17 protein-coding genes are annotated in these 19,125 nt (G+C 70.0%); 11 read left to right on the forward strand and 6 right to left on the reverse strand.

Annotated features, from left to right (window positions below; genetic code table 11):
- The first annotated feature begins 296 nt into the window (after nt 1-296).
- Nucleotides 297-1,202, forward strand: a complete 906-nt coding sequence (locus tag RBJ65_RS40605) for an SGNH/GDSL hydrolase family protein (protein WP_306320784.1) — start codon at nt 297-299, stop codon at nt 1,200-1,202.
- A 32-nt stretch (nt 1,203-1,234) separates the two neighbouring features.
- Nucleotides 1,235-2,236 (forward strand): aldose epimerase family protein, encoded by a 1,002-nt coding sequence (locus RBJ65_RS40610; protein WP_306320783.1) that lies wholly within the window; start codon nt 1,235-1,237, stop codon nt 2,234-2,236.
- Nucleotides 2,237-2,267: 31 nt separating this feature from the next.
- Here RBJ65_RS40610 and RBJ65_RS40615 read toward each other — a convergent pair whose 3' ends face one another.
- On the reverse strand, nt 2,268-4,802 hold the full coding sequence (locus tag RBJ65_RS40615; protein ID WP_306320782.1) for a beta-glucosidase: 2,535 nt from the start codon (nt 4,800-4,802) through the stop codon (nt 2,268-2,270).
- 111 nt (nt 4,803-4,913) lie between these two features.
- Between RBJ65_RS40615 and RBJ65_RS40620 the strand changes: the two genes are divergently transcribed.
- Complete coding sequence (locus tag RBJ65_RS40620) at nt 4,914-5,507, forward strand: TetR/AcrR family transcriptional regulator (protein ID WP_306320781.1); 594 nt, start codon at nt 4,914-4,916, stop codon at nt 5,505-5,507.
- A gap of 29 nt (nt 5,508-5,536) precedes the next feature.
- Here RBJ65_RS40620 and RBJ65_RS40625 read toward each other — a convergent pair whose 3' ends face one another.
- From RBJ65_RS40625 to RBJ65_RS40635, 3 genes are all read right to left on the reverse strand, one after another.
- Complete coding sequence (locus tag RBJ65_RS40625; protein ID WP_306320780.1) at nt 5,537-6,490, reverse strand: EI24 domain-containing protein; 954 nt, start codon at nt 6,488-6,490, stop codon at nt 5,537-5,539.
- Nucleotides 6,491-6,529: 39 nt separating this feature from the next.
- Complete coding sequence (locus tag RBJ65_RS40630) at nt 6,530-6,952, reverse strand: organic hydroperoxide resistance protein (RefSeq protein WP_306320779.1); 423 nt, start codon at nt 6,950-6,952, stop codon at nt 6,530-6,532.
- A gap of 139 nt (nt 6,953-7,091) precedes the next feature.
- Nucleotides 7,092-8,117: an NADP-dependent oxidoreductase gene (locus RBJ65_RS40635; RefSeq protein ID WP_306320778.1), complete on the reverse strand. Its 1,026-nt coding sequence runs from the start codon at nt 8,115-8,117 to the stop codon at nt 7,092-7,094.
- 126 nt (nt 8,118-8,243) lie between these two features.
- On the opposite strand from RBJ65_RS40635, the gene RBJ65_RS40640 reads away from it, so the two are divergent.
- On the forward strand, nt 8,244-8,681 hold the full coding sequence (locus RBJ65_RS40640) for a MarR family winged helix-turn-helix transcriptional regulator (RefSeq protein WP_306320777.1): 438 nt from the start codon (nt 8,244-8,246) through the stop codon (nt 8,679-8,681).
- 85 nt (nt 8,682-8,766) lie between these two features.
- Here RBJ65_RS40640 and RBJ65_RS40645 read toward each other — a convergent pair whose 3' ends face one another.
- On the reverse strand, nt 8,767-9,417 hold the full coding sequence (locus RBJ65_RS40645) for a hypothetical protein (RefSeq protein WP_306320776.1): 651 nt from the start codon (nt 9,415-9,417) through the stop codon (nt 8,767-8,769).
- A gap of 203 nt (nt 9,418-9,620) precedes the next feature.
- Here RBJ65_RS40645 and RBJ65_RS40650 point away from each other — a divergent pair, with 203 nt between their 5' ends.
- From RBJ65_RS40650 to RBJ65_RS40680, 7 genes are all read left to right on the forward strand, one after another.
- Nucleotides 9,621-10,793 carry a mandelate racemase/muconate lactonizing enzyme family protein gene (locus RBJ65_RS40650; RefSeq protein WP_306320775.1) on the forward strand — a complete coding sequence of 391 codons (1,173 nt, stop codon included), beginning with the start codon at nt 9,621-9,623 and terminating at the stop codon, nt 10,791-10,793.
- Complete coding sequence (locus RBJ65_RS40655) at nt 10,790-11,842, forward strand: zinc-binding dehydrogenase (protein ID WP_306320774.1); 1,053 nt, start codon at nt 10,790-10,792, stop codon at nt 11,840-11,842. The genes RBJ65_RS40650 and RBJ65_RS40655 overlap by 4 nt, the downstream gene beginning before the upstream one ends.
- 171 nt (nt 11,843-12,013) lie before the next feature.
- On the forward strand, nt 12,014-12,973 hold the full coding sequence (locus RBJ65_RS40660) for a hypothetical protein (RefSeq protein ID WP_306320773.1): 960 nt from the start codon (nt 12,014-12,016) through the stop codon (nt 12,971-12,973).
- Between the two features lie 172 nt (nt 12,974-13,145).
- On the forward strand, nt 13,146-14,264 hold the full coding sequence (gene chvE, locus RBJ65_RS40665) for a multiple monosaccharide ABC transporter substrate-binding protein (protein WP_372341340.1): 1,119 nt from the start codon (nt 13,146-13,148) through the stop codon (nt 14,262-14,264).
- Nucleotides 14,265-14,315: 51 nt separating this feature from the next.
- Nucleotides 14,316-15,866 carry a multiple monosaccharide ABC transporter ATP-binding protein gene (gene mmsA / locus RBJ65_RS40670; RefSeq protein ID WP_306320772.1) on the forward strand — a complete coding sequence of 517 codons (1,551 nt, stop codon included), beginning with the start codon at nt 14,316-14,318 and terminating at the stop codon, nt 15,864-15,866.
- A complete protein-coding gene (gene mmsB, locus RBJ65_RS40675; protein WP_306320771.1) occupies nt 15,863-17,119 on the forward strand; it encodes a multiple monosaccharide ABC transporter permease in 1,257 nt (418 codons plus the stop codon). The genes mmsA and mmsB overlap by 4 nt, the downstream gene beginning before the upstream one ends.
- A gap of 48 nt (nt 17,120-17,167) precedes the next feature.
- Nucleotides 17,168-18,334, forward strand: a complete 1,167-nt coding sequence (locus tag RBJ65_RS40680) for an aldose epimerase family protein (protein WP_306320770.1) — start codon at nt 17,168-17,170, stop codon at nt 18,332-18,334.
- A gap of 259 nt (nt 18,335-18,593) precedes the next feature.
- On the opposite strand, the gene RBJ65_RS40685 is transcribed toward RBJ65_RS40680, so the two are convergent.
- Nucleotides 18,594-19,058, reverse strand: a complete 465-nt coding sequence (locus tag RBJ65_RS40685; protein WP_306320769.1) for an Rrf2 family transcriptional regulator — start codon at nt 19,056-19,058, stop codon at nt 18,594-18,596.
- Between the last annotated feature and the right edge of the window lie 67 nt (nt 19,059-19,125).

The following is a 19,125-nucleotide window of genomic DNA, read 5'->3' on the forward strand; positions in this document are numbered from 1 at the left end:
TCGAGGTTCGCCTTCCCCAGCGGCCTCGCGCCCGTGCCGAGCCTTCTTCCCCGTTGCCCGGAACGACAAGGTCCAGACAAAAAGGGACACATCTGACGTGTTGTAATTTAGCGGAACCGGTACAGCGGGGCCCCAGTGGGTCGACCGAGGATCCCGGGGCGAGGCTATCGCGCAGCGGTGCAAGGAGTGTGACGTACTGTCGGTCCCGAGGCCCACAAACACCGACCTTTCACCCGGCGGGACGCAACCCGCCGTGCGTAGGCGACGTCAGACTGGGCGATGGACAGGGAGGGCTGATGCGGGTGCGTGGGGTGCGGACGTTCGCCGTTCGGGGTGCCGTCGCCGCCGCGGTGGCGGCCTCGCTCGGTGTCGCCTCGCTCGCCGCGTGTGACGCCTCGGGCGACAACTCCCGTGGCCCTTCGGGTTCCGCGAGCGCGAAGCCGTCGCCGAAGCCCACTCCGACGTGGGACACGAGCCCGCGGTCGGTTGCCGCGGTGGGTGACTCGATCACGCGGGGGTTCGACGCGTGCTCGGTGCTCTCCGACTGCCCCGAGGTGTCGTGGGCGACGGGGACGCACAAGTCGGTCAAGAGTCTCGCGGTGCGGTTGCTCGGTAAGGGGCGCGCCAAGACGCACAGTTGGAACCATGCGCAGACGGGGGCGCGGATGGCCGACCTGCCGGGGCAGATGAGCCGGGCGGCGGCGGAGAAGCCGGATCTCGTGACTGTCATGGCCGGTTCGAACGACGCGTGCCGGCCGTCGGTCGCCGGGATGACGCCCGTCGCGGACTTCCGGGCCGACTTCCAGGAGGCGCTGCGGCAGTTGCGGCGCACCGCACCCAAGGCGCAGGTGTACGTGCTGAGCGTGCCGGACCTGAAGCGGCTCTGGTCGCAGGGGCGGGCCAATCCGCTGGGCAAGCAGGTGTGGAAGCTCGGCATCTGCGCGTCGATGCTGGCCGACCCGGACGACCTGGACGCCGCGGCCACCGAGCGGCGGAACTCCGTGCAGGCGCGCGTGGTGGCGTACAACGAGGTGCTGCGCGAGGTCTGCGCGAAGGACAAGAAGTGCCGCTACGACGGCGGGGCGGTGTTCGGGTACAAGTTCGGGCAGGCGCAGTTGAGCGAGTGGGACTGGTTCCACCCGAGCGTGAACGGGCAGGCCAGGCTGGCCGCGCTCGCGTATCGCGGGGTGACCGCGAAGTAGCCGCGGGAGAGGGCGGGCGTAGGGTCCCGATCATGCGCTGCGAACTCTTCGGCAATCTGCCCGACCACGACCGCTCCCCCGTCCACCGCTGGACCCTGGAACGGGACGGGGTGCGGGTACGTGTCCTGACGTACGGCGGGATCCTGCAGTCGGTGGAGGTGCCCGACCGGGACGGGGCCGTGGCCGACGTGGTGCTCGGGTTCGCCGATCTGGACGGGTATCTGGCGCACCCGGAGCCGTATCTGGGCGCGGTGGTCGGGCGGTACGCGAACCGGATCGCGGGCGGGCGGTTCCCGCTCGACGACCGGATCTACCACCTCGCGCGGAACAACGGGGCGAACTCCCTGCACGGCGGCGAGTGCGGCTTCGACAAGCGGGTGTGGGACGCGGAGGGCGTCGGCGAGTACGGGGTGCGGTTGAGCCGGGTGTCGCCGCACGGTGAGGAGGGGTTCCCGGGGCGGGTCGAGGTCTCGGTGACGTATGAGCTGGAGGCGGGTGGGGCGCTGCGCATCTCGTACGAGGCCGTCACCGACGCGCCGACGGTGGTGAACCTGACGAACCACACGTACTGGAATCTGGGTGGGGCGGCTTCCGGGAGTGCGGTCGGTGGGCATGAGTTGCGGATCGACGCGGGGCGGGTGACCGCGGTCGACGAGGGGCTCATTCCGACCGGGGAGTTGGTGGATGTGGAGGGGACGAGGTTCGACTTCCGGGAGAGCCGGAAGGTGGGGGCGGGGTACGACCACAACTATGTGTTGGACAAGGGGGTGGGGGAGGTTGCCGTTGAGGTGGCCGAGTTGTGGGATACCGCGTCGGGGCGGGTGTTGAGGGTGGCGACGAGTGAGCCGGGGGTTCAGCTGTACACCTCGGATCACTTCGGCGAGGGGTTGCCGTTTGCCTCCGGCGATGGGGTGGCGTTGGAGACGCAGCACTTCCCGGATTCGCCGAATCAGGGTGGGTTTCCGTCGACGGTGTTGCGGCCGGGTGAGGTGTATCGGTCGGAGACGGTTTATTGGTTCGGGAACCGGGGTTGACGGCGCGGGGCTCTGCCCCGGACCCCGCTCCTCAATCGCCGGAGAGGCTTGAATGTGGTCCGGACGGGCTTGAGGGGGTGGCGGAGGGGCTGGAATGTGGGCCCGCGCAAGGGGTTGAGAGGTGGATGTTGGTGAGGGAGCGGCCTGACAGGAGCTCGTACGGGCCCGGGGCCGGGGTCCAGGTGTGGGTGGTCGGGTCCCAGGTTTCGAAGGCGCGGCGGGGGATGTCGAGGGTGGTCGAGACACGTTCGCCGGGGGCCGCGGTGACCGTTGCGAAGGCGGCGAGCCAGCGGGGTGGGCGGGAGGGGTCGGGGGCGGTCGGGGCGAGGTAGAGCTGGATGACCTCGCGGCCGGGGCGGGGGCCCGTGTTGCGGATGTGGACCGTGGCCGTGGTGCCGTGGACTTCGAGGGACTCGTAGGTCCAGTCGGTGTAGCCGAGGCCGTGGCCGAAGGGGTAGGCGGGGGTGGCGCCGGACTTCTCCCAGGCGCGGTAGCCGATGAAGGTGTCCTCGGTGTACGGGAGTTCGCCGTCGGTCGGGACGACCTGGGTGACCGGGGCGTCGGCGAGGGAGCCCCAGGTGGTGGGGAGGCGGCCGCCCGGTTCCTCGGCTCCGGTGAGTACGTCGGCGAGGGCCGCGCCGCCCTCCTGGCCGGGGAACCAGGACAGGAGGACGGCCGCCACCTCCTCGCGCCACGGCAGTTCCACCGGGGAGCCGGAGTTGACGACGACCACGGTGTTCGGGTTGGCGGCGGCCACCGCGCGTACCAGGTCGTCCTGGCGGCCGGGGAGGCGGAGGTCGGTGCGGTCGAAGCCCTCGGACTCGACGCGGTCCGTCGTGGCGACCACCACGACGGCGACCTCGGCCTCGCGCGCGGCGGCGACGGCCTCGGCGAGCAGGGTGTCCTCGTCGCGGCGCGGGTCGAGGTGGACGAGGCTGAAGACGACGGCGGGCAGCGGGGTGGCGAGGGACTTGTCGGGGCTGTGGAGGAGGGAGACCGAGACGGGCTGCCCCTCGGTCAGGGACACCGTGCCGCGTTCCGCCGGGGCACCGAAGAACGCCTCGAAGGGGTCGGACTCCGGGCCCATGGCCTGCACGCCCTCGTACAGGACCGTGCCGTCGACGGTGAGGGTGTAGGCGCCGAGGCCGCGGGTTCCGAAGGCGTGGTCGCCGCTCTCGCGCGGGGTGAAGGTGCCGGTCACCTCGATGCTGTGGAGCGCCTCGTGGGTGACTCCGGAGGGGAGGTCGGCGCCGAGCCATTGGACCTGGCCGTTGGGGAGCGCGGCCTCGCCGAGGACGGTGCCGTCGGCGGCGCGGCAGACCGCGCGGAGGGTGAACCCCTTGTCGGCGACGGCGAGTTCGTCGCTCGGGTCGGCGCCGACGTCGTAGGTCAGGGAGGGCAGCGCGGCGCTCAGGCCGTCGAGCGGCGAGACGATCCGGGGCGGGAAGACGGTGGCGGAGCCGCCGCCGAGGATCCGGGCGTCGCGGGCGGCGGCGCCTATGAGGGCGACGCGGGTGTCCGAACGCAGCGGCAGGACGCCGGAGTTGCGCAGGAGGACGAAGGAGCGGTGGGCCGTCTCGCGGGCCAGGGATTCGCCGTCGACCTCCGCGGGCAGTTCGGCGGGGGAAACGGCGGGCTGCGCGCCCTCAAGGGCTCCGACCCGCGCCGCGAGGCGCAGTACGTTGCGTACCGCCGCGTCGACCTCGGACTCGTCGACCTCGCCGGAGCGGACGGCCGCCGCCAGCGCGGCGCCGTACACCGTCCGCGGGCCCGGCATCGCCGCGTCCAGGCCGCCCTTGATGTCCCCGACGGTGGAGCGGGCCGCCATCCAGTCGGAGACGTTGAAGCCGTCGAAGCCCCACTCGTCGCGCAGGATCTCGTTGACGAGGTGGTGGTGTTCGGTCATGGAGGTGCCGTTGACCGCGTTGTAGGCGGTCATGACGCCCCACGGGCGGGCGTTGGCGACGATGGCCTCGAAGGGGGCCAAGTAGAGCTCGCGCAGGGCGCGTTCGGAGACGAGGTTGTTGACCGTGAAGCGGTCGGTCTCGGCGTCGTTCGCGACGTAGTGCTTCATGGTCGTGCCGACGCCGCCGGACTGCACGCCCTGTACGTAGCCGCTGCCGATGAGCCCGGCGAGGTACGGGTCCTCGCTGTACGTCTCGAAGTGGCGGCCGCCGAGCGGGGAGCGGTGCAGGTTCACGGTCGGGGCGAGCAGCACGTGGACGCCCTTGCGGCGGGCCTCCTGCGCCAGCAACACCCCGGCGCGGCGGGCGAGTTCGGGGTCCCAGGTGGCGCCGAGCGCGGTCGGGGACGGCAGCGCGATCGACGGGTCGTCGGCGCTCCAGCGCACGCCGCGTACGCCGATCGGGCCGTCGGACATGACGAGGGACGCGAGGCCGATCTCCGGGACCGCGGGCAGGGACCACATGTCCTGGCCGCCGAGCATGCGGGTCTTGGTGTCGAGGTCGAGCTTGCCGAGCGCGGCCTCGACCACCGCCTCGCGCGCCCGGTCGGCCTCGCCCTCGCGCCGTATCCGTCCCTGACCTGCGTCCGCCTGCCGTGCCATGCCGGTACCTCCTCGTCGAAGCCTGGGCGCCTCCATCCTGCACCCGGGGCCGATCGGGCGGTAGGTTCCGTTACTTGGCCGTTATACGACGTGTGCGGTGGCGTCCTGGACGTGCCGTACGGTGACCGCATGAGCAGCACCAGGGCCGTGAGGACCGCCAGGAGCCACGAGCGTCGGGCCGAGATCCTGCGGGCGGCGCTCGAAGTGATCGCCGAGCGCGGGTACCGGGGCGCGAGCCTGGCGGCGGTCGCCGAGCGCGTGGGGCTGACGCAGCAGGGGCTGCTGCACCACTTCCCCACGAAGGAGGCGCTGCTGGTCGCCGTCCTTGAGGAGCGCGACCAGTGGGACGCCGTGCCGAGCAGTCAGTGGCGGCTCGATCTGCTGGGCTCGCTGGTCGAGTACAACGCGATGCGGCCCGGGATCGTGCAGACCTTCTCGGCACTGCTGGGTGAGTCGGTGACCGAGGGGCATCCGGCGCGGGAGTTCTTCACGCAGCGCTATGTGGGCGTGCGGGAGTCGATGGCCGAGGTGCTGCGCGCCGAGTACGGGGAGCGGCTGCCGGGCGGGCTCACGCCTGAGCGGGCGGCGCCGCTGCTGGTCGCCGTGTTGGACGGGTTGCAGTACCAGTGGCTGCTCGACCCGGAGGCCGTGGACATGCCGGGCGCGGTGCGTGACTTCCTGGAACTGCTGGGCGGGGAGGGCTAGTTGGTCCAGCGGGGGTTGGGCGGGGAAGGCTAGTTGGTCCAGCGGGGGCCGTGGTCCTGGCCCTGGCCGTACCCCGGGCCCTGGCCCTGCCCCTGCCCCTGGCCATACGCGTTGGGCCACTGCGCCGGCTGACTCTGCCCGTACGGTCCCGGCCACTGCGCCGCCGCACCCGGACCCTGCGCGACGCCCTGCGCCTGTACGCCACCCGGGCCCTGCGCGGACGCCGGCTCCGACGGCTCCCCCGCCTCGCCCTCCAGTTCGCGGACCATCAGGGTCGCGCCCGCCACCGCCCCCGGCATCAGGAACACCGCGACGAACGGCACCAGGAACACGAGCGCGAGCGGCGTGCCGAAGCCCCACGCGAGGCCCTTGCGGGAGCGCAGCACGGCGAGGCGCTCGCGGACTTCGCGATTGCGGCGCTGCCACGCCACCGACGTCAACTCCTCCGTGAGGAAGTACCCGGTGACGAAGAAGCCGATGACCGGGATCACGGTCTGGCCGACGAAGGGGATGAACCCGAGGGCGAAGAGGAGGATGCCCCACAGGGCGGCGCGCACGAGCAGCCGGAGGCTGTCACGCGCCGAGATCCACAGTTCACGCCCGATCGAGAGGCCGGACTCGGGGGCGTGCCCACCGCTCTCGGCGCGGTCGACGTCCTCCGACAGCGACTCGTAGAACGGCTGGCCGATCAGCAGGGTCACCGCGGTGAAGGTCAGCACCGCGAGCAGCAGCGCGAGCGCGAACAGGACGGCCGTGAGGAAGCCGCGGAACAGGCCCTGCCACGGGGACGTCCAGTCGTCGGCGAACGGGGTGGTCCAGGTGATGAAGTCGTCGCCCCAGACCCCGAGGCAGACCAGCGCCGCCGCGTACAGGACGAGGGTGATCAGGCCTGGCAGCAGGCTCCACCCGTACTTCTTGCCGTGCTGGGCAACCCAACGCTGCCCCTTCATCAGATAGCCGAAGCCCGCCCCGAGATCACGCATGGCGCAACCCTACGGGACGGGCCCGACATCGGAACAAGCTCAGGCGGAGAGCGTGACCGTGATGTTGCCGCGGGTCGCCTTGGAGTACGGGCAGACCTGGTGGGCCTTCTCGACCAGGGACTTGGCGGTGGCCGCGTCCACGTTCGGGATGGCGGCGGAGATCTCGACGATGATGCCGAAGCCGTCGTCGTTCTTGCCGATGCCGACGTTGGCCGTGACGGTCGAACCGGACACGTCGGCGCCCTCCTGGCGGGCGACGACGGCGAGCGCGCCCTGGAAGCAGGCGCTGTAACCGGCGGCGAAGAGCTGCTCGGGGTTGGTGCCCTCGCCCGAACCTCCCTGCTCCTTCGGCGGGTTGACGACGAGGTCGAGCTTGCCGTCGCTGGTGGAGACGCGGCCGTCGCGGCCGTTCTCGGCGGTGGCGGTGGCGGTGTAGACGACGTCGGACTGCGTGATGGCCATGACCGGCTCCCTCGTTTCGCGCACGTGGCTGTTAAGCCGACTTTCGGTTTGCGGAACGAGGTTACCGAATCATGGAATCAACCGGTGTGGCGGGGGTCACCCCACCCGGGCCACTCCCCCGGCGAAAGCCTCAGAAGCCTCAGAGCTTCACGACCATCTTTCCGGTGTTGTCGCCGCGCAGAACGCCCATGAACGCCTCCAGGTTGTTCTCGATGCCCTCGACGACCGTCTCGCGGTACTTCAGCTCACCGGAGCGCACCCACGCGCCGACCTCCTGCACGAACTGCGGCTGCAGGTCGTAGTGGTCGCCGACGAGGAAGCCCTCGATGCGGCCGCGGGTCTGGATCAGGCGGGAGAGGTTGCGCGGGCCGGGGGCCGGCTCCGTGTTGTTGTAGACGGAGATGGCGCCGCAGATGGCGATGCGGCCGTCGCGGTTGAGGCGCGCGATGGCGGCCTCCAGGTGGTCACCGCCGACGTTGTCGAAGTAGACGTCGATGCCGTCGGGGGCGGCCTCCTTCAGCTGCGTGTGGACGTCGCCCGTCTTGTAGTTGAAGGCGGCGTCGAAGCCGTACTCCTCCAGGAGCAGCTTGACCTTCTCGTCCGATCCGGCCGAGCCGATGACCCGCGAGGCGCCCTTGAGCTTGGCGATCTGGCCGACCTGGCCGCCGACCGCGCCCGCCGCACCGGACACGAAGACACTGTCGCCCTCCTTGAAGGAGAGGGTGCGCAGCAGGCCCGCGTACGCGGTCAGGCCGGTCATGCCGAGGACACCGAGGTACGTGGACAGGGGCGCGGCGTCCGGGTCGACCTTCACGGCCTGCTTCGCGTCGAACGTCGCGTACTCGCGCCAGCCGAAGAAGTGCAGCACGTGGTCGCCGACGGCCACGCCCTCGTCGTTCGAGGCGAGCACGACGCCGACGGCGCCGGCCTGCATGGCCTTGCCCAGCTCGTACGGGGCGACGTACGACTTCGCCGCCGACATGCGGCCGCGCATGTACGGGTCCACGGAGACGTACAGGTTCTTGACCAGGACCTGGCCGGGGCCCGGCTCGGCCACCGGGGCCTCGCGCAGCTCGAAGTCCTCGGGCTTGGGCCAGCCGACGGGGCGGCTGATCAGGGCCCACTCGCGGCCGGTGGCGGGGATCTGGGGGGTGTCGGCGGTCATGCGGTTGATCCTTTGTCGAGAGGGTGGAAGCGCCAGGCCGAAGCATCAGCGAAAATACTTCAGTACCTGAAACAACCATGCTCCTGAATATTTCATGATGTCAAGCAACTGGGTACGCTGGTGAGCATGGCCGCTACGCGTACCCCCCGCACCGATCCGCTCACCCTTGAGGTCGTCGAGCTGATCGGGGAGATCGTCGCGCGCTATCACCAGGAGTACGAGGAGGTCGCCTCGCGGCACGGACTGACCGGGGCGCAGGCGCGGGTGCTCGGGCTGCTCTCGCTCGAACCGCTGCCGATGCGGCAGGTGGCGCAGCGCCTGAAGTGCGAGCCGTCGAACGTGACGGGGATCGTGGACCGCCTGGAGGGCCGGGGCCTCGTGGAGCGGCAGCCCTCGCCGGGCGACCGGCGGGTGAAGGTAGCCGCCACGACTACGGAGGGGCGGCGGATCGCGCGGGCCCTGCGCGAGTCGCTCGACTTCGCGCGGGAGCCGCTGGCGGGGCTTTCGCAGGAGGAGCGGGTGCTGTTCCGGGACATGTTGCGGCGGATGCTCGGGGTCGACTGAGGCCGGTCCGGTCCACTCCGGTCCGATCCGGTTCGCGTCGGTCCGGTCCGATCCGGCCCACTCCGGTCCGGTCCGGTGAAAGGGCCTAGGTGCACCACCACAGCAGGCGCTCGCACGTCTCGGACGGGCTCGGTTGCGCGGTGGGCGTGGTGGAGGCCGAGCGGGTCGGTGCGGGCGTCGGGCGGGAGCTCGGGGACGTACGGCCTTCGGAGGTGGCCGGGGCCGGCGTCGGCCGGTGGTGGGTCGCGGCGGCGTCCTCCGGTGTGGAGCCCCGCGTGCGGTCCGGCCGCGGCGACGTCGGGGCGGGGGCCGGTGACGTACGCGAGGCGCGGGACGCCGGTGGGGTGGAGCGCTCGGCCGTGGCGGACGGGGATGCGGGGTCGGCGTCGCGCGTCGCGGCGGCGGACGTGTCCGGTGCCGCCCGAGTGGTGGCGCTGTCCGGGGGGTCGCCGAGGACCGCGTCGACGCCGAGCCCGATGCCGGTCACGGCGACCGCGAGACCGGCCACGCCGAGCAGCACCCGGCCGCGCCGCCGGGGGCGCGCGGAACGGTGCGAGGTGCGTCGGCGACGGGTCCGTACCGGCGCGGCGGCTCCGCCTGACGTCTCGTCAACCTCCGCCTCCTGAGCGGCGATCCACTCCCCGTGCGCGCGCACGGCGGCGACCGGGGTGCCGCAACCCGGGCAGGCCAGGGCGCCGTTGAGGTGTCTGCGGCATGGATGGCAGTAATCGTCCATGACCAACGGAGGCTAGGCGGCGGACCGATGGAGGGAAAAGCCTGTCCTGTGAAACTTCTGTACGGAACATGACCTGGGTCGACCGTTCGCCGACCGTTCGCCGACTGGTGCAGACCCATTGACACCCCTGTGGGCCCGACTTACTGTCTCGCCAGCATTTCGAACGTGGGACGAAATTTCGAACAGCACAGGGGGCAACTGCCTTGCGGATCACGGGAATCAGCACACATGTGGTCGGGACTCCGTGGCGGAACCTGACCTACGTACAGGTGCACACCGACGAAGGACTCACAGGTGTCGGTGAGACCCGGATGCTGGGACACACCGACGCGCTCATCGGGTACTTGCACGAGGCCGAGGCCAACCACATTGTCGGCTCCGATCCGTTCGCCGTCGAGGATCTCGTACGGCGAATGAAGTACGGCGACTACGGGCGGGCCGGCGAGATCGTCATGTCCGGCATCGCGGTGATCGAGATGGCCTGCTGGGACATCAAGGGCAAGGCCCTCGGCGTACCGGTGTGGCAGCTGCTCGGCGGGAAGGTGACCGACAGGGTCAAGGCGTACGCGAACGGCTGGTACACGACCGAGCGCACGCCGGAGGCGTACCACAAGGCCGCGCAGGCGGTGATGGAGCGCGGGTACAAGGCGCTGAAGATCGACCCGTTCGGCACCGGGCACTTCGAGCTGGACCACGAACAGTCCCTGTACGCCGTGTCGTTGATCGAGGCGGTGCGCGACGCCATCGGGCCCGACGCCGAGCTGATGCTGGAGATGCACGGGCGCTTCTCCCCCGCGACCGCCGTCCGGCTGGCCAAGGACCTCGCGCCGTTCCGGCCCGCGTGGCTGGAGGAGCCGGTGCCGCCGGAGAACCTCAAGGCGCTGGAGAAGGTGGCCGCGAAGGTGGAGATGCCGGTGGCGACCGGTGAGCGGATCCACGACCGGATCGAGTTCCGGGAGCTGTTCGAGAGCCAGGCCGTGGACATTCTGCAGCCCGACGTCGGCCATATCGGCGGCATTTGGGAGACGCGGAAGCTGGCGGCCACGGCGGAGACGCACTACATGCTGGTCGCGCCGCACAATGTGGGTGGGCCTGTTCTTACGGCCGCGTCGCTCCAAGTGGGCTTCACCTCGCCCAACTTCAAGATTCTGGAGCACTTCAACGACTTCGCGGACGCCGAGATCAAGAAGGTGGTGAAGGGGGCGCCGAAGGTCGACCCGGAGACGGGGTGCTTCGAGCTGTCGCACGAGCCGGGGCTCGGGGTCGAGCTCGATGTCGACGCCGCCGCCGAATTCCCGCAGCAGCAGGCCCGGTTCGACCTGTGGGCCGAGGGCTGGGAGAAGCGCGACCCATCGGCGACCAAGGCCGCGACGTGAGTTCCGCCGTCGCGGGTTCCGCCGCCGCTGGTTCCGCTGCCGCTGGTTCCGCCGTCGTCGTCGACGCGCCGGGGCGGCACCGGGTCGTGCCGCACGAGCCCGTGGCGCCCGGCCCCGGCGAGGCGCGGGTGCGGGTGCACGCCGTGGGGATCTGCGGCAGCGACCGCGAGGTCTACCAGGGCAACAGGCCCGAGGGGTACGTGCGTTACCCGCTGACGCCGGGCCACGAGTGGTCCGGCGTCGTGGAGGCGGTCGGCGACGCGGTGCCGGAGGCGCTGGTCGGCCGGAAGGTCGTCGGCGAGGGCTTCCGGAACTGCCAGGTGTGCGAGCGGTGCCACGCCGGTGAGACGACGCTGTGCACGCACGGCTACGAGGAGACCGGGTTCACTCAACCCGGCGCCATGGCCACGACGTTGACGCTGCCCGCGCGGCTCCTGCACACGCTGCCCGACGACGCCGACCTCACCGCCGCCGCGCTGCTCGAACCCGCCGCGTGCATCGCCGCCGCCGCGTTGAAGGCGGAGGCCCTGCCGGGGCAGCGGGTGGGGGTGGTGGGGACCGGGACGCTCGGGATGTTCGCGGTGCAGTTCCTCGCGGCGGCGTCTCCGGCACAGCTGGTGTGCGTGGGGACGCGGGGCGAACGGGCCGCTCTGGCACGGCGGTTCGGGGCGAGCGAGTTTCTGCTGCGTACCGATGTGCTGCCGGACGATCTCGACGTCGTGATCGAGACGGCCGGGTCCGCGTCCGCGGCGCGTACGTCCGCGGCGATGGTGCGGCGGGGCGGGCGGCTCGTGCTCACCGGGATTCCGGCGGCCGGGGCGGCGGAGGGGCTCGATCCCACGGATCTGGTGGTGCGGCAGGTGGAGGTGCGGACCGTGTTCGGGGCCGCGCCGGACGCCTGGGCGCATGCGGTGCGGATGTTCGGGGCGGGGCTGTTGGATCCGGTGCCGCTGGTGACGCACGAGGTGCCGTTGGGGCGGTTCGCCGAGGCCATCGAGTGGGTGGGGGCGGGTGATCCAGCCGTGGGGAAGGTGTTGTTGCGGCCGTAAGTGGGCGCCTGCGGCGGGCCTTTCCCCCAAGCCCCGCCCCTTCCCGAAATGGCGCTCCGCGCCGGGGGTGACGCCTCGGGGCTCTGCCCCGGGCCCCGCTGCTCAATCGCCGCAGGGGCTCCCATGGACCGAACCTCATCCGAAATGTCGAACGATCCGAAAAGGAACACCGTGAGCGACTACTCACCCCGCCGTCCCGGCGAACCCGCCCTGTCCTCGCTCGGCCTCGGCGCCCCCGAGCCCGACCCCGCCGACGCCTCGCCCCACACGTTTCCCGACGGCGGCACCTGGCGTACCGAGATCCCTTCGGTCGAAGGGCCGGAGGCGCTCGCCACCGTGCTCAAGGAGTCGTCCCGGCTCGACGTGCCGATCCACCGGATCAGCCAGGGCAGCGGCATCTGGATGCTGCGGGACGCCGAGATCGTGGAGATGGTCGAGGCGACCGCCGAGCGGGACATCGAGCTGTGCCTGTTCACCGGGCCGCGCGGCACCTGGGACACCGGCGCCTCCGTGCGGACCGACTCGGGCGGGGCCGGGCTGCGGGCGCGGGGGCACGACGCCGTCGCCGGGTGCGTCGAAGACGCCGTGCGGGCAACCGAGTTGGGCGTCAAGTGCCTGCTCGTCGCCGACGAGGGGGTGCTGTGGACGCTGCACCGGGCGCGCGCCAAGGGCGTCATTCCCGCCGACACCACCCTCAAGGTGTCCGCGCTCGTCGGGCCCGTGAACCCGGCCTCGTACGCCGTGTACGAGCGGCTCGGGGCCGACTCGCTGAACGTGCCGAGCGATCTCACGCTCGCGCATCTCACCGAGATCCGGAGGGTGTCCGCCGCGCCGATGGACATGTACGTCGAGGCGCCGGACGACCTCGGGGGCTATGTCCGGATGTACGAGATCGCCGAACTCATCAGGCGCGGCGCCCCGTTGTACCTGAAGTTCGGGCTCGCGAAGGCGCCGGCGATCTATCCGTACGGGGCCCAGCTGCGCGACGTCACCCTGGACACCGCCCGCGAGCGGGTGCGCCGGGGGCGGCTCGCGCTCGATCTGCTGGCACGGCACGGGGCCGACGGCGGGATGTCTCCGTTGGGCTCGCGGCTGCCCGGGACGCTGAGCCGGTTCGACACGGGCGAATAACGTTCCGCGCACGCAACTTCCCAGAACTGGACAGGGCCGCGCAGAATCCAACGCATCTCCACTCGGTCTACCCCGGTCAACCTCCGGGCCGCGCACGGGACTTCGCACCGACCCCGCGCAACGGACTTCGCACCACCCGCTTTTGTGCACTCACACATCAAGGATGATGACCATGCGAAACCGCCGAGCCGTTCTCACCGCGATAGCCGCCTCCGCCTCCCTCGCGCTCACCCTGTCCGCGTGCGGCCAGAACAGTGAGGGCGGAAGCAAGGACGAGAAGAAGAGCGCGAAGGGCTCCACCGTCGGCATCGCGATGCCGACGAAGTCCTCCGAGCGGTGGATCGCCGACGGCAACAACGTCGTCAAGTCGCTGAAGGCGAAGGGGTACAAGACCAAGCTGGCGTTCGGCGAGGACGACCCCGACCAGCAGGTCTCGCAGATCGAGAACATGATCACGCAGGGCGTCTCCGCCCTGATCATCGCCGCGATCGACAACAAGTCCCTCAACAACGTCCTCCAGGAAGCCAAGGACGCGAACATCCCGGTCATCGCGTACGACCGGCTGATCCTCGACTCGAAGAACGTCGACTACTACGCGACGTTCGACAACGAGAAGGTCGGCGAGCTGCAGGCCGGCGCCATCGTGAAGAAGCTGGGGCTCGACGCGGGCAAGAAGGGCCCGTTCAACCTGGAGCTGTTCGCCGGTTCCAACGACGACAACAACACCAAGTACTTCTTCAACGGCGCGATGTCCGTGCTCAAGCCGTACATCGACAAGAAGCAGCTGGTCGTGAAGTCCGGGCAGACCAAGCTCAACCAGGTCACCACGCTGCGCTGGGACGGCGCCACCGCGCAGAAGCGCATGGACGACATCCTCACCTCCACGTACAAGGGCACCAACAAGGTCGACGCGGTGCTCTCGCCGTACGACGGCATCTCCATCGGCATCCTGTCCGCCCTGAAGTCCGACGACTACGGCACGAAGGCCAAGCCGCTGCCGGTGGTCTCCGGTCAGGACGCCGAGGTCGCCTCCGTGAAGTCGATCATCGCGGGCCAGCAGTACGCGACGGTCTACAAGGACACCCGCAAGCTCGCCGAGGTCTCGGTGGACATGGTCGACGACGTGCTGAACGACAAGAAGCCCAAGGTCAACGACACGAAGACGTATGACAACGGTGCCAAGGTCGTGCCCTCGTACCTGCTCACCCCGGTCAGCGTCGACAAGACCAACTACGAGAAGACGCTCATCGACAGCGGCTACTACACCAAGTCCGACCTGGGCCTGAAGTAACCCGGACAGGTACCGGTACACGTCCCAGAGATCTCAGAGAAGGGCACGACCATGGCGGGACCCGTCCTGGAAATGCGCTCGATCGTCAAGACCTTTCCCGGCGTCAAGGCGCTGTCGGACGTCTCCCTGAGCGTCCGTCCCGGCGAGGTCCACGCCATCTGCGGGGAGAACGGCGCCGGAAAGTCCACCCTCATGAAGGTGCTCTCCGGCGTCCACCCGCACGGAAGTTACGAGGGGGACATCCTCTTCGACGGGGAGCACTGCGCGTTCAAGGACATCAACGCGTCCGAGAAGCGCGGCATCGTCATCATCCACCAGGAGCTGGCGCTCGTGCCGTTCCTGTCGATCGCCGAGAACATGTTCCTCGGCAACGAGCACGCGAGCCGCGGCTTCATCAACTGGCACGAGACGCTCGGCCACGCGACGCGGCAGCTGCGCAGGGTGGGCCTGAACGAGAACCCCAACACCCGCGTCGCCGACATCGGGGTGGGCAAGCAGCAGCTCGTGGAGATCGCCAAGGCGCTCGCCAAGGAAGTGAAGCTGCTGATCCTCGACGAGCCGACGGCCTCGCTGAACGACGAGGACTCCGACACGCTCCTCGATCTGATCCTGGAGCTGAAGGACCAGGGCATCACCTCGATCATCATCTCGCACAAGCTGAACGAGATCCGCAAGGTCGCCGACTCGGTGACGATCCTGCGCGACGGGCGCACCGTCGAGACCCTCGACGTACGGGCCCCGGAGACCACCGAGGACCGGATCATCTCCGGCATGGTCGGCCGCGACCTCGACAACCGGTTCCCCGACCGCACCCCGCACCACCCGGAGGCGGGCGCCGCGCCCGCCATGGAGATCCGCAACTGGACGGTGCACCACCCCATCGACCGGGAGCGCAAGGTCGTCGACGACGTCTCGCTCACCGTGCGCCGCGGCGAGATCGTCGGCATCGCGGGCCTGATGGGCGCGGGCCGCACCGAGCTGGCGATGAACGTCTTCGGGCGGACGTACGGCAGATACGCGGGCGGCGTGGTCCTGAAGGACGGCGCGGAGATCAGCACCCGGCACGTCGCCGACGCCGTCGGCCACGGGATCGCGTACGTCACCGAGGACCGCAAGCACTACGGCCTCAACCTCATCGACACCATCGGCCGCAACATCACGATGAGCGCCCTCGGCAAGGTCGCCAGGCGCGGGGTCGTCGACGAGCACGAGGAGCGGCAGGTCGCCGAGGGCTACCGCAAGTCGATGAACATCAAGGCCCCGACGGTCTTCGAACCGGCGGGCAAGCTGTCGGGCGGCAACCAGCAGAAGGTCGTCCTCAGCAAGTGGATCTTCGCGGGTCCCGATGTGCTGATCCTCGACGAGCCGACGCGCGGCATCGACGTCGGCGCCAAGTACGAGATCTACACGGTCATCGACAAGCTGGCCGCCGAGGGCAAGGCGGTCGTCTTCATCTCCTCCGAGCTGCCCGAGCTGCTCGGCATGTGCGACCGCATCTACACGATGGCCGCGGGCCGCCTCACCGGCGAGCTGCCGCGCGCCGAGGCGACGCAGGAATCGCTGATGCGCCTGATGACGAAGGACAAAGAGGTAGCGCGATGAGCACGAACGTGACGGACAAGATCCCGGCGGCCGCGCCACCGCCGCCACCGCGCAAGGCCGGCGGGTCCGCGGCCGGAGGCGGTCTGCTCCAACTCGTCGTCGACGGCATGCGGCGCAATATGCGCCAGTACGGGATGCTGATCGCGCTCGGCCTGCTGGTCGCCGTCTTCGCCGTGTGGACGGACGGCGACCTGATCCTGCCGCGCAACGTCTCGAACCTGGTCCTCCAGAACAGCTACATCCTGATCCTCGCGATCGGCATGATGCTGGTGATCATCGCGGGCCATATCGACCTGTCCGTCGGCTCGTTGACCGCGTTCGTCGGCTCGTCGGCCGCCGTTCTGACGGTCAGTCACAACATGTCGTGGCAGCTCGCCGTCGTGCTGTGCCTGGTGATGGGCGGCATCGCGGGCTCGATCCAGGGCTGGCTCATCGCGTACGGCGGCATACCGTCGTTCATCGTGACCCTGGCGGGCATGCTGGTGTGGCGCGGGCTCACCGAGATCCTGCTTGAGGGGCAGACCCTCGGCCCGTTCCCGGACGGCCTCCAGAAGATCGGCAACGGCTTCCTGCCCGCGGTCGGCCCGAACACCAACTACCACAACCTGACGCTGCTGTTCGGCGTCCTGCTCGCCGCCGCCGTCGTCTGGCAGGAGCTGCGCGACCGGCGCAGGCAGCGCGAGTTCTCGCTCGACGTGGTGCCCTTCAACCTGTTCGTGCTCAAGCTGGTAGCGATCGTCGCGGCGATCGCCGTCGTGACGCTGCTGCTCTCCAGCTACAAGGGCACCCCGATCGTGCTGATCATCCTCGGCGCCCTGGTGGTCGGCTACGGCTACGTCATGCGCAACTCGATCTTCGGCCGGCACATCTACGCGATCGGCGGCAACCTCCCGGCGGCGAAGCTGTCCGGCGTGAAGGACAAGAAGGTCACCTTCTACGTCTTCCTGAACATGGGCGTGCTCGCGGCCCTGGCCGGTCTGGTCGTCGCCGCCCGGCTGAACGCGGCCTCGCCGAAGGCGGGCCTCAACTTCGAACTCGAGGCGATCGCCGCGTCGTTCATCGGCGGCGCCTCCATGAGCGGCGGCGTCGGCACGATCCTCGGCGCGATCATCGGCGGCCTCGTCCTCGGCGTGCTCAACAACGGCATGAACCTGCTCGGCGTCGGCTCCGACTGGCAGTCGGTGATCAAGGGCCTGGCCCTGCTCGCCGCGGTCGGCTTCGACGTGTGGAACAAGCGCAAGTCCGGTTCGTAGGTCTTCTTCGTAAGTCCTCTTCGTAAGTCTTCTTAGGGAGCCGCACAGATGGAACTGAGCAGACGTACGGTCATGGCCTCCGCCGCCGCAGCCGGTGTGGCAGCGACGGCGCTCGGAGGCACAGCACACGCATCCTCGTCCGCATCCGCGTCCGGAGGACGGAAGCCCGTGAAGGAACCCTTCGGCAAGCTCGCCGACGGCACCAAGATCTACCGCTGGTCCCTGGAGAACGGCGGCACCCGCCTCAAGGTCCTCAACTACGGCGGCACCGTCCAGTCGCTCGAACTCCCGGACCGCCACGGCAAGTACGTGAATGTGTCCCTCGGCTACGACACGATCGAGGAGTACGTCGCCGGGACCACGTTCTTCGGTGCCAGCATCGGCCGCTACGGCAACCGCATCGCCAAGGGGAAGTTCACCCTCGACGGCAAGGACTACCAGCTCTCCGTCAACGACGGCGAGAACTCCCTGCACGGCGGCGCCAAGGGCTTCGACAAACGGGTCTGGGACATCGAGCCGTTCACCTCCGGCCCGGACGTCGGCCTGCATCTGCACTACACCTCTGTCGACGGCGAGATGGGCTACCCCGGCACGCTGCAGACGAAGATCACGTACACGCTCACGGCGGGCGGCGACTGGCGCATCGACTACGAGGCCACGACCGACAAGCCCACCGTCGTGAACCTCACCAACCACACCTACTACAACCTCGCGGGCGAGGGCAGCGGCACCATCTACGACCACGAGCTGATGCTCGCCGCCTCCCGCTACACGCCCACCGACGCGGGCCTCATCCCGACCGGGGAGCTGGCGAAGGTCGCGGGCACGCCGTTCGACTTCCGCAAGGCGAAGCCCATCGGGCGTGACATCCGCGCGGCCCACCCGCAGCAGATCCTCGCCAAGGGCTTCGACCACAACTGGGTGATGGACAAGGGCATCACGGCGAAGCCGGTCCTCGTGGCGACGCTCCGCGACCCGTCGTCGGGCCGCTCTTTGAAGATCGCCACGGACCAGCCGGGCCTGCAGTTCTACTCGGGCAACTTCCTCGACGGCACGCTCACCGGCCAGTCGGGGCGCACGTACCGGCAGGGCGACGGCCTCGCCCTGGAGACCCAGCACTTCCCGGACTCCCCGAACCAGCCGTCGTTCCCTTCGACGGTGCTGCGTCCTGGCGAGACGTACCGGACGACGACGGTGCACTCGTTCGGCGTGTGACACCGGTGTGAGCGCGTGAGCGGCCGGGGCCCCGCGGGGTCCCGGCCGCTCGTGCTCTCCCCGCTTTCGGGTGGCGAGCACCACGGTGCCGCCGTTCTCCGTCATCCGTACGCCGCCCTTGTCGACGTAGGGCCCGGTCGGCGAATTCGGGTCGATGGCGCTCGTTGGAGCCGGAGGGAGTGACGGTGGGGTTTGCCGACGACCGGCCGGCGTGCGGGGTTGGGACGTGGGGGTCTGGGACGTGGGGGCCTGTCGGGGGTTACGGGTTGCGCCAGGCGGCGGGGTCCTCGGCCAGCTCCTTCACCGGCTCCGGCAGCCGGTCGTGCGCGAGGTCGGCGAGCGTGACGCCCTCCAGGATCTTGCGCACATTGGCGCGCAGCGCCACCCACAGCGGGAGCAGCGGTTCGGCGGGTCCTGTGTAGCTGAGCGCGTTGGGCCGCTCGCCGCGCACGGAGACGATGGGGCCCTCGACGGCGCGTACGACATCGGCGACGGTGATCTCGTCGGCGGGCCGCGCCAGCAGATAGCCGCCGTTCCCGCCCCGCTTGCTGACCACGATGCAGCCACGCCGCAGGTCGCTGAGGATGCCCTCCAGGAACTTGTGCGGAATCTCCTGGGCCGCGGCGACGGCCTCGGCCTTGATCGGCGCCCCGTACCCCTCGGCGTGGACGGCGAGTTCCAGGCAGGCACGTACGGCGTAGTCGGCGCGGGCGGAGATCCTCATGCGGCCATTGTGGTGGACAGGCGTGGATCTTCCAGCATCTGGGACGCACACGTTATCCCTACCTTTC

The organism is Streptomyces sp. KL109B, assembly GCF_030766935.1.
Classification (GTDB): domain Bacteria; phylum Actinomycetota; class Actinomycetes; order Streptomycetales; family Streptomycetaceae; genus Streptomyces.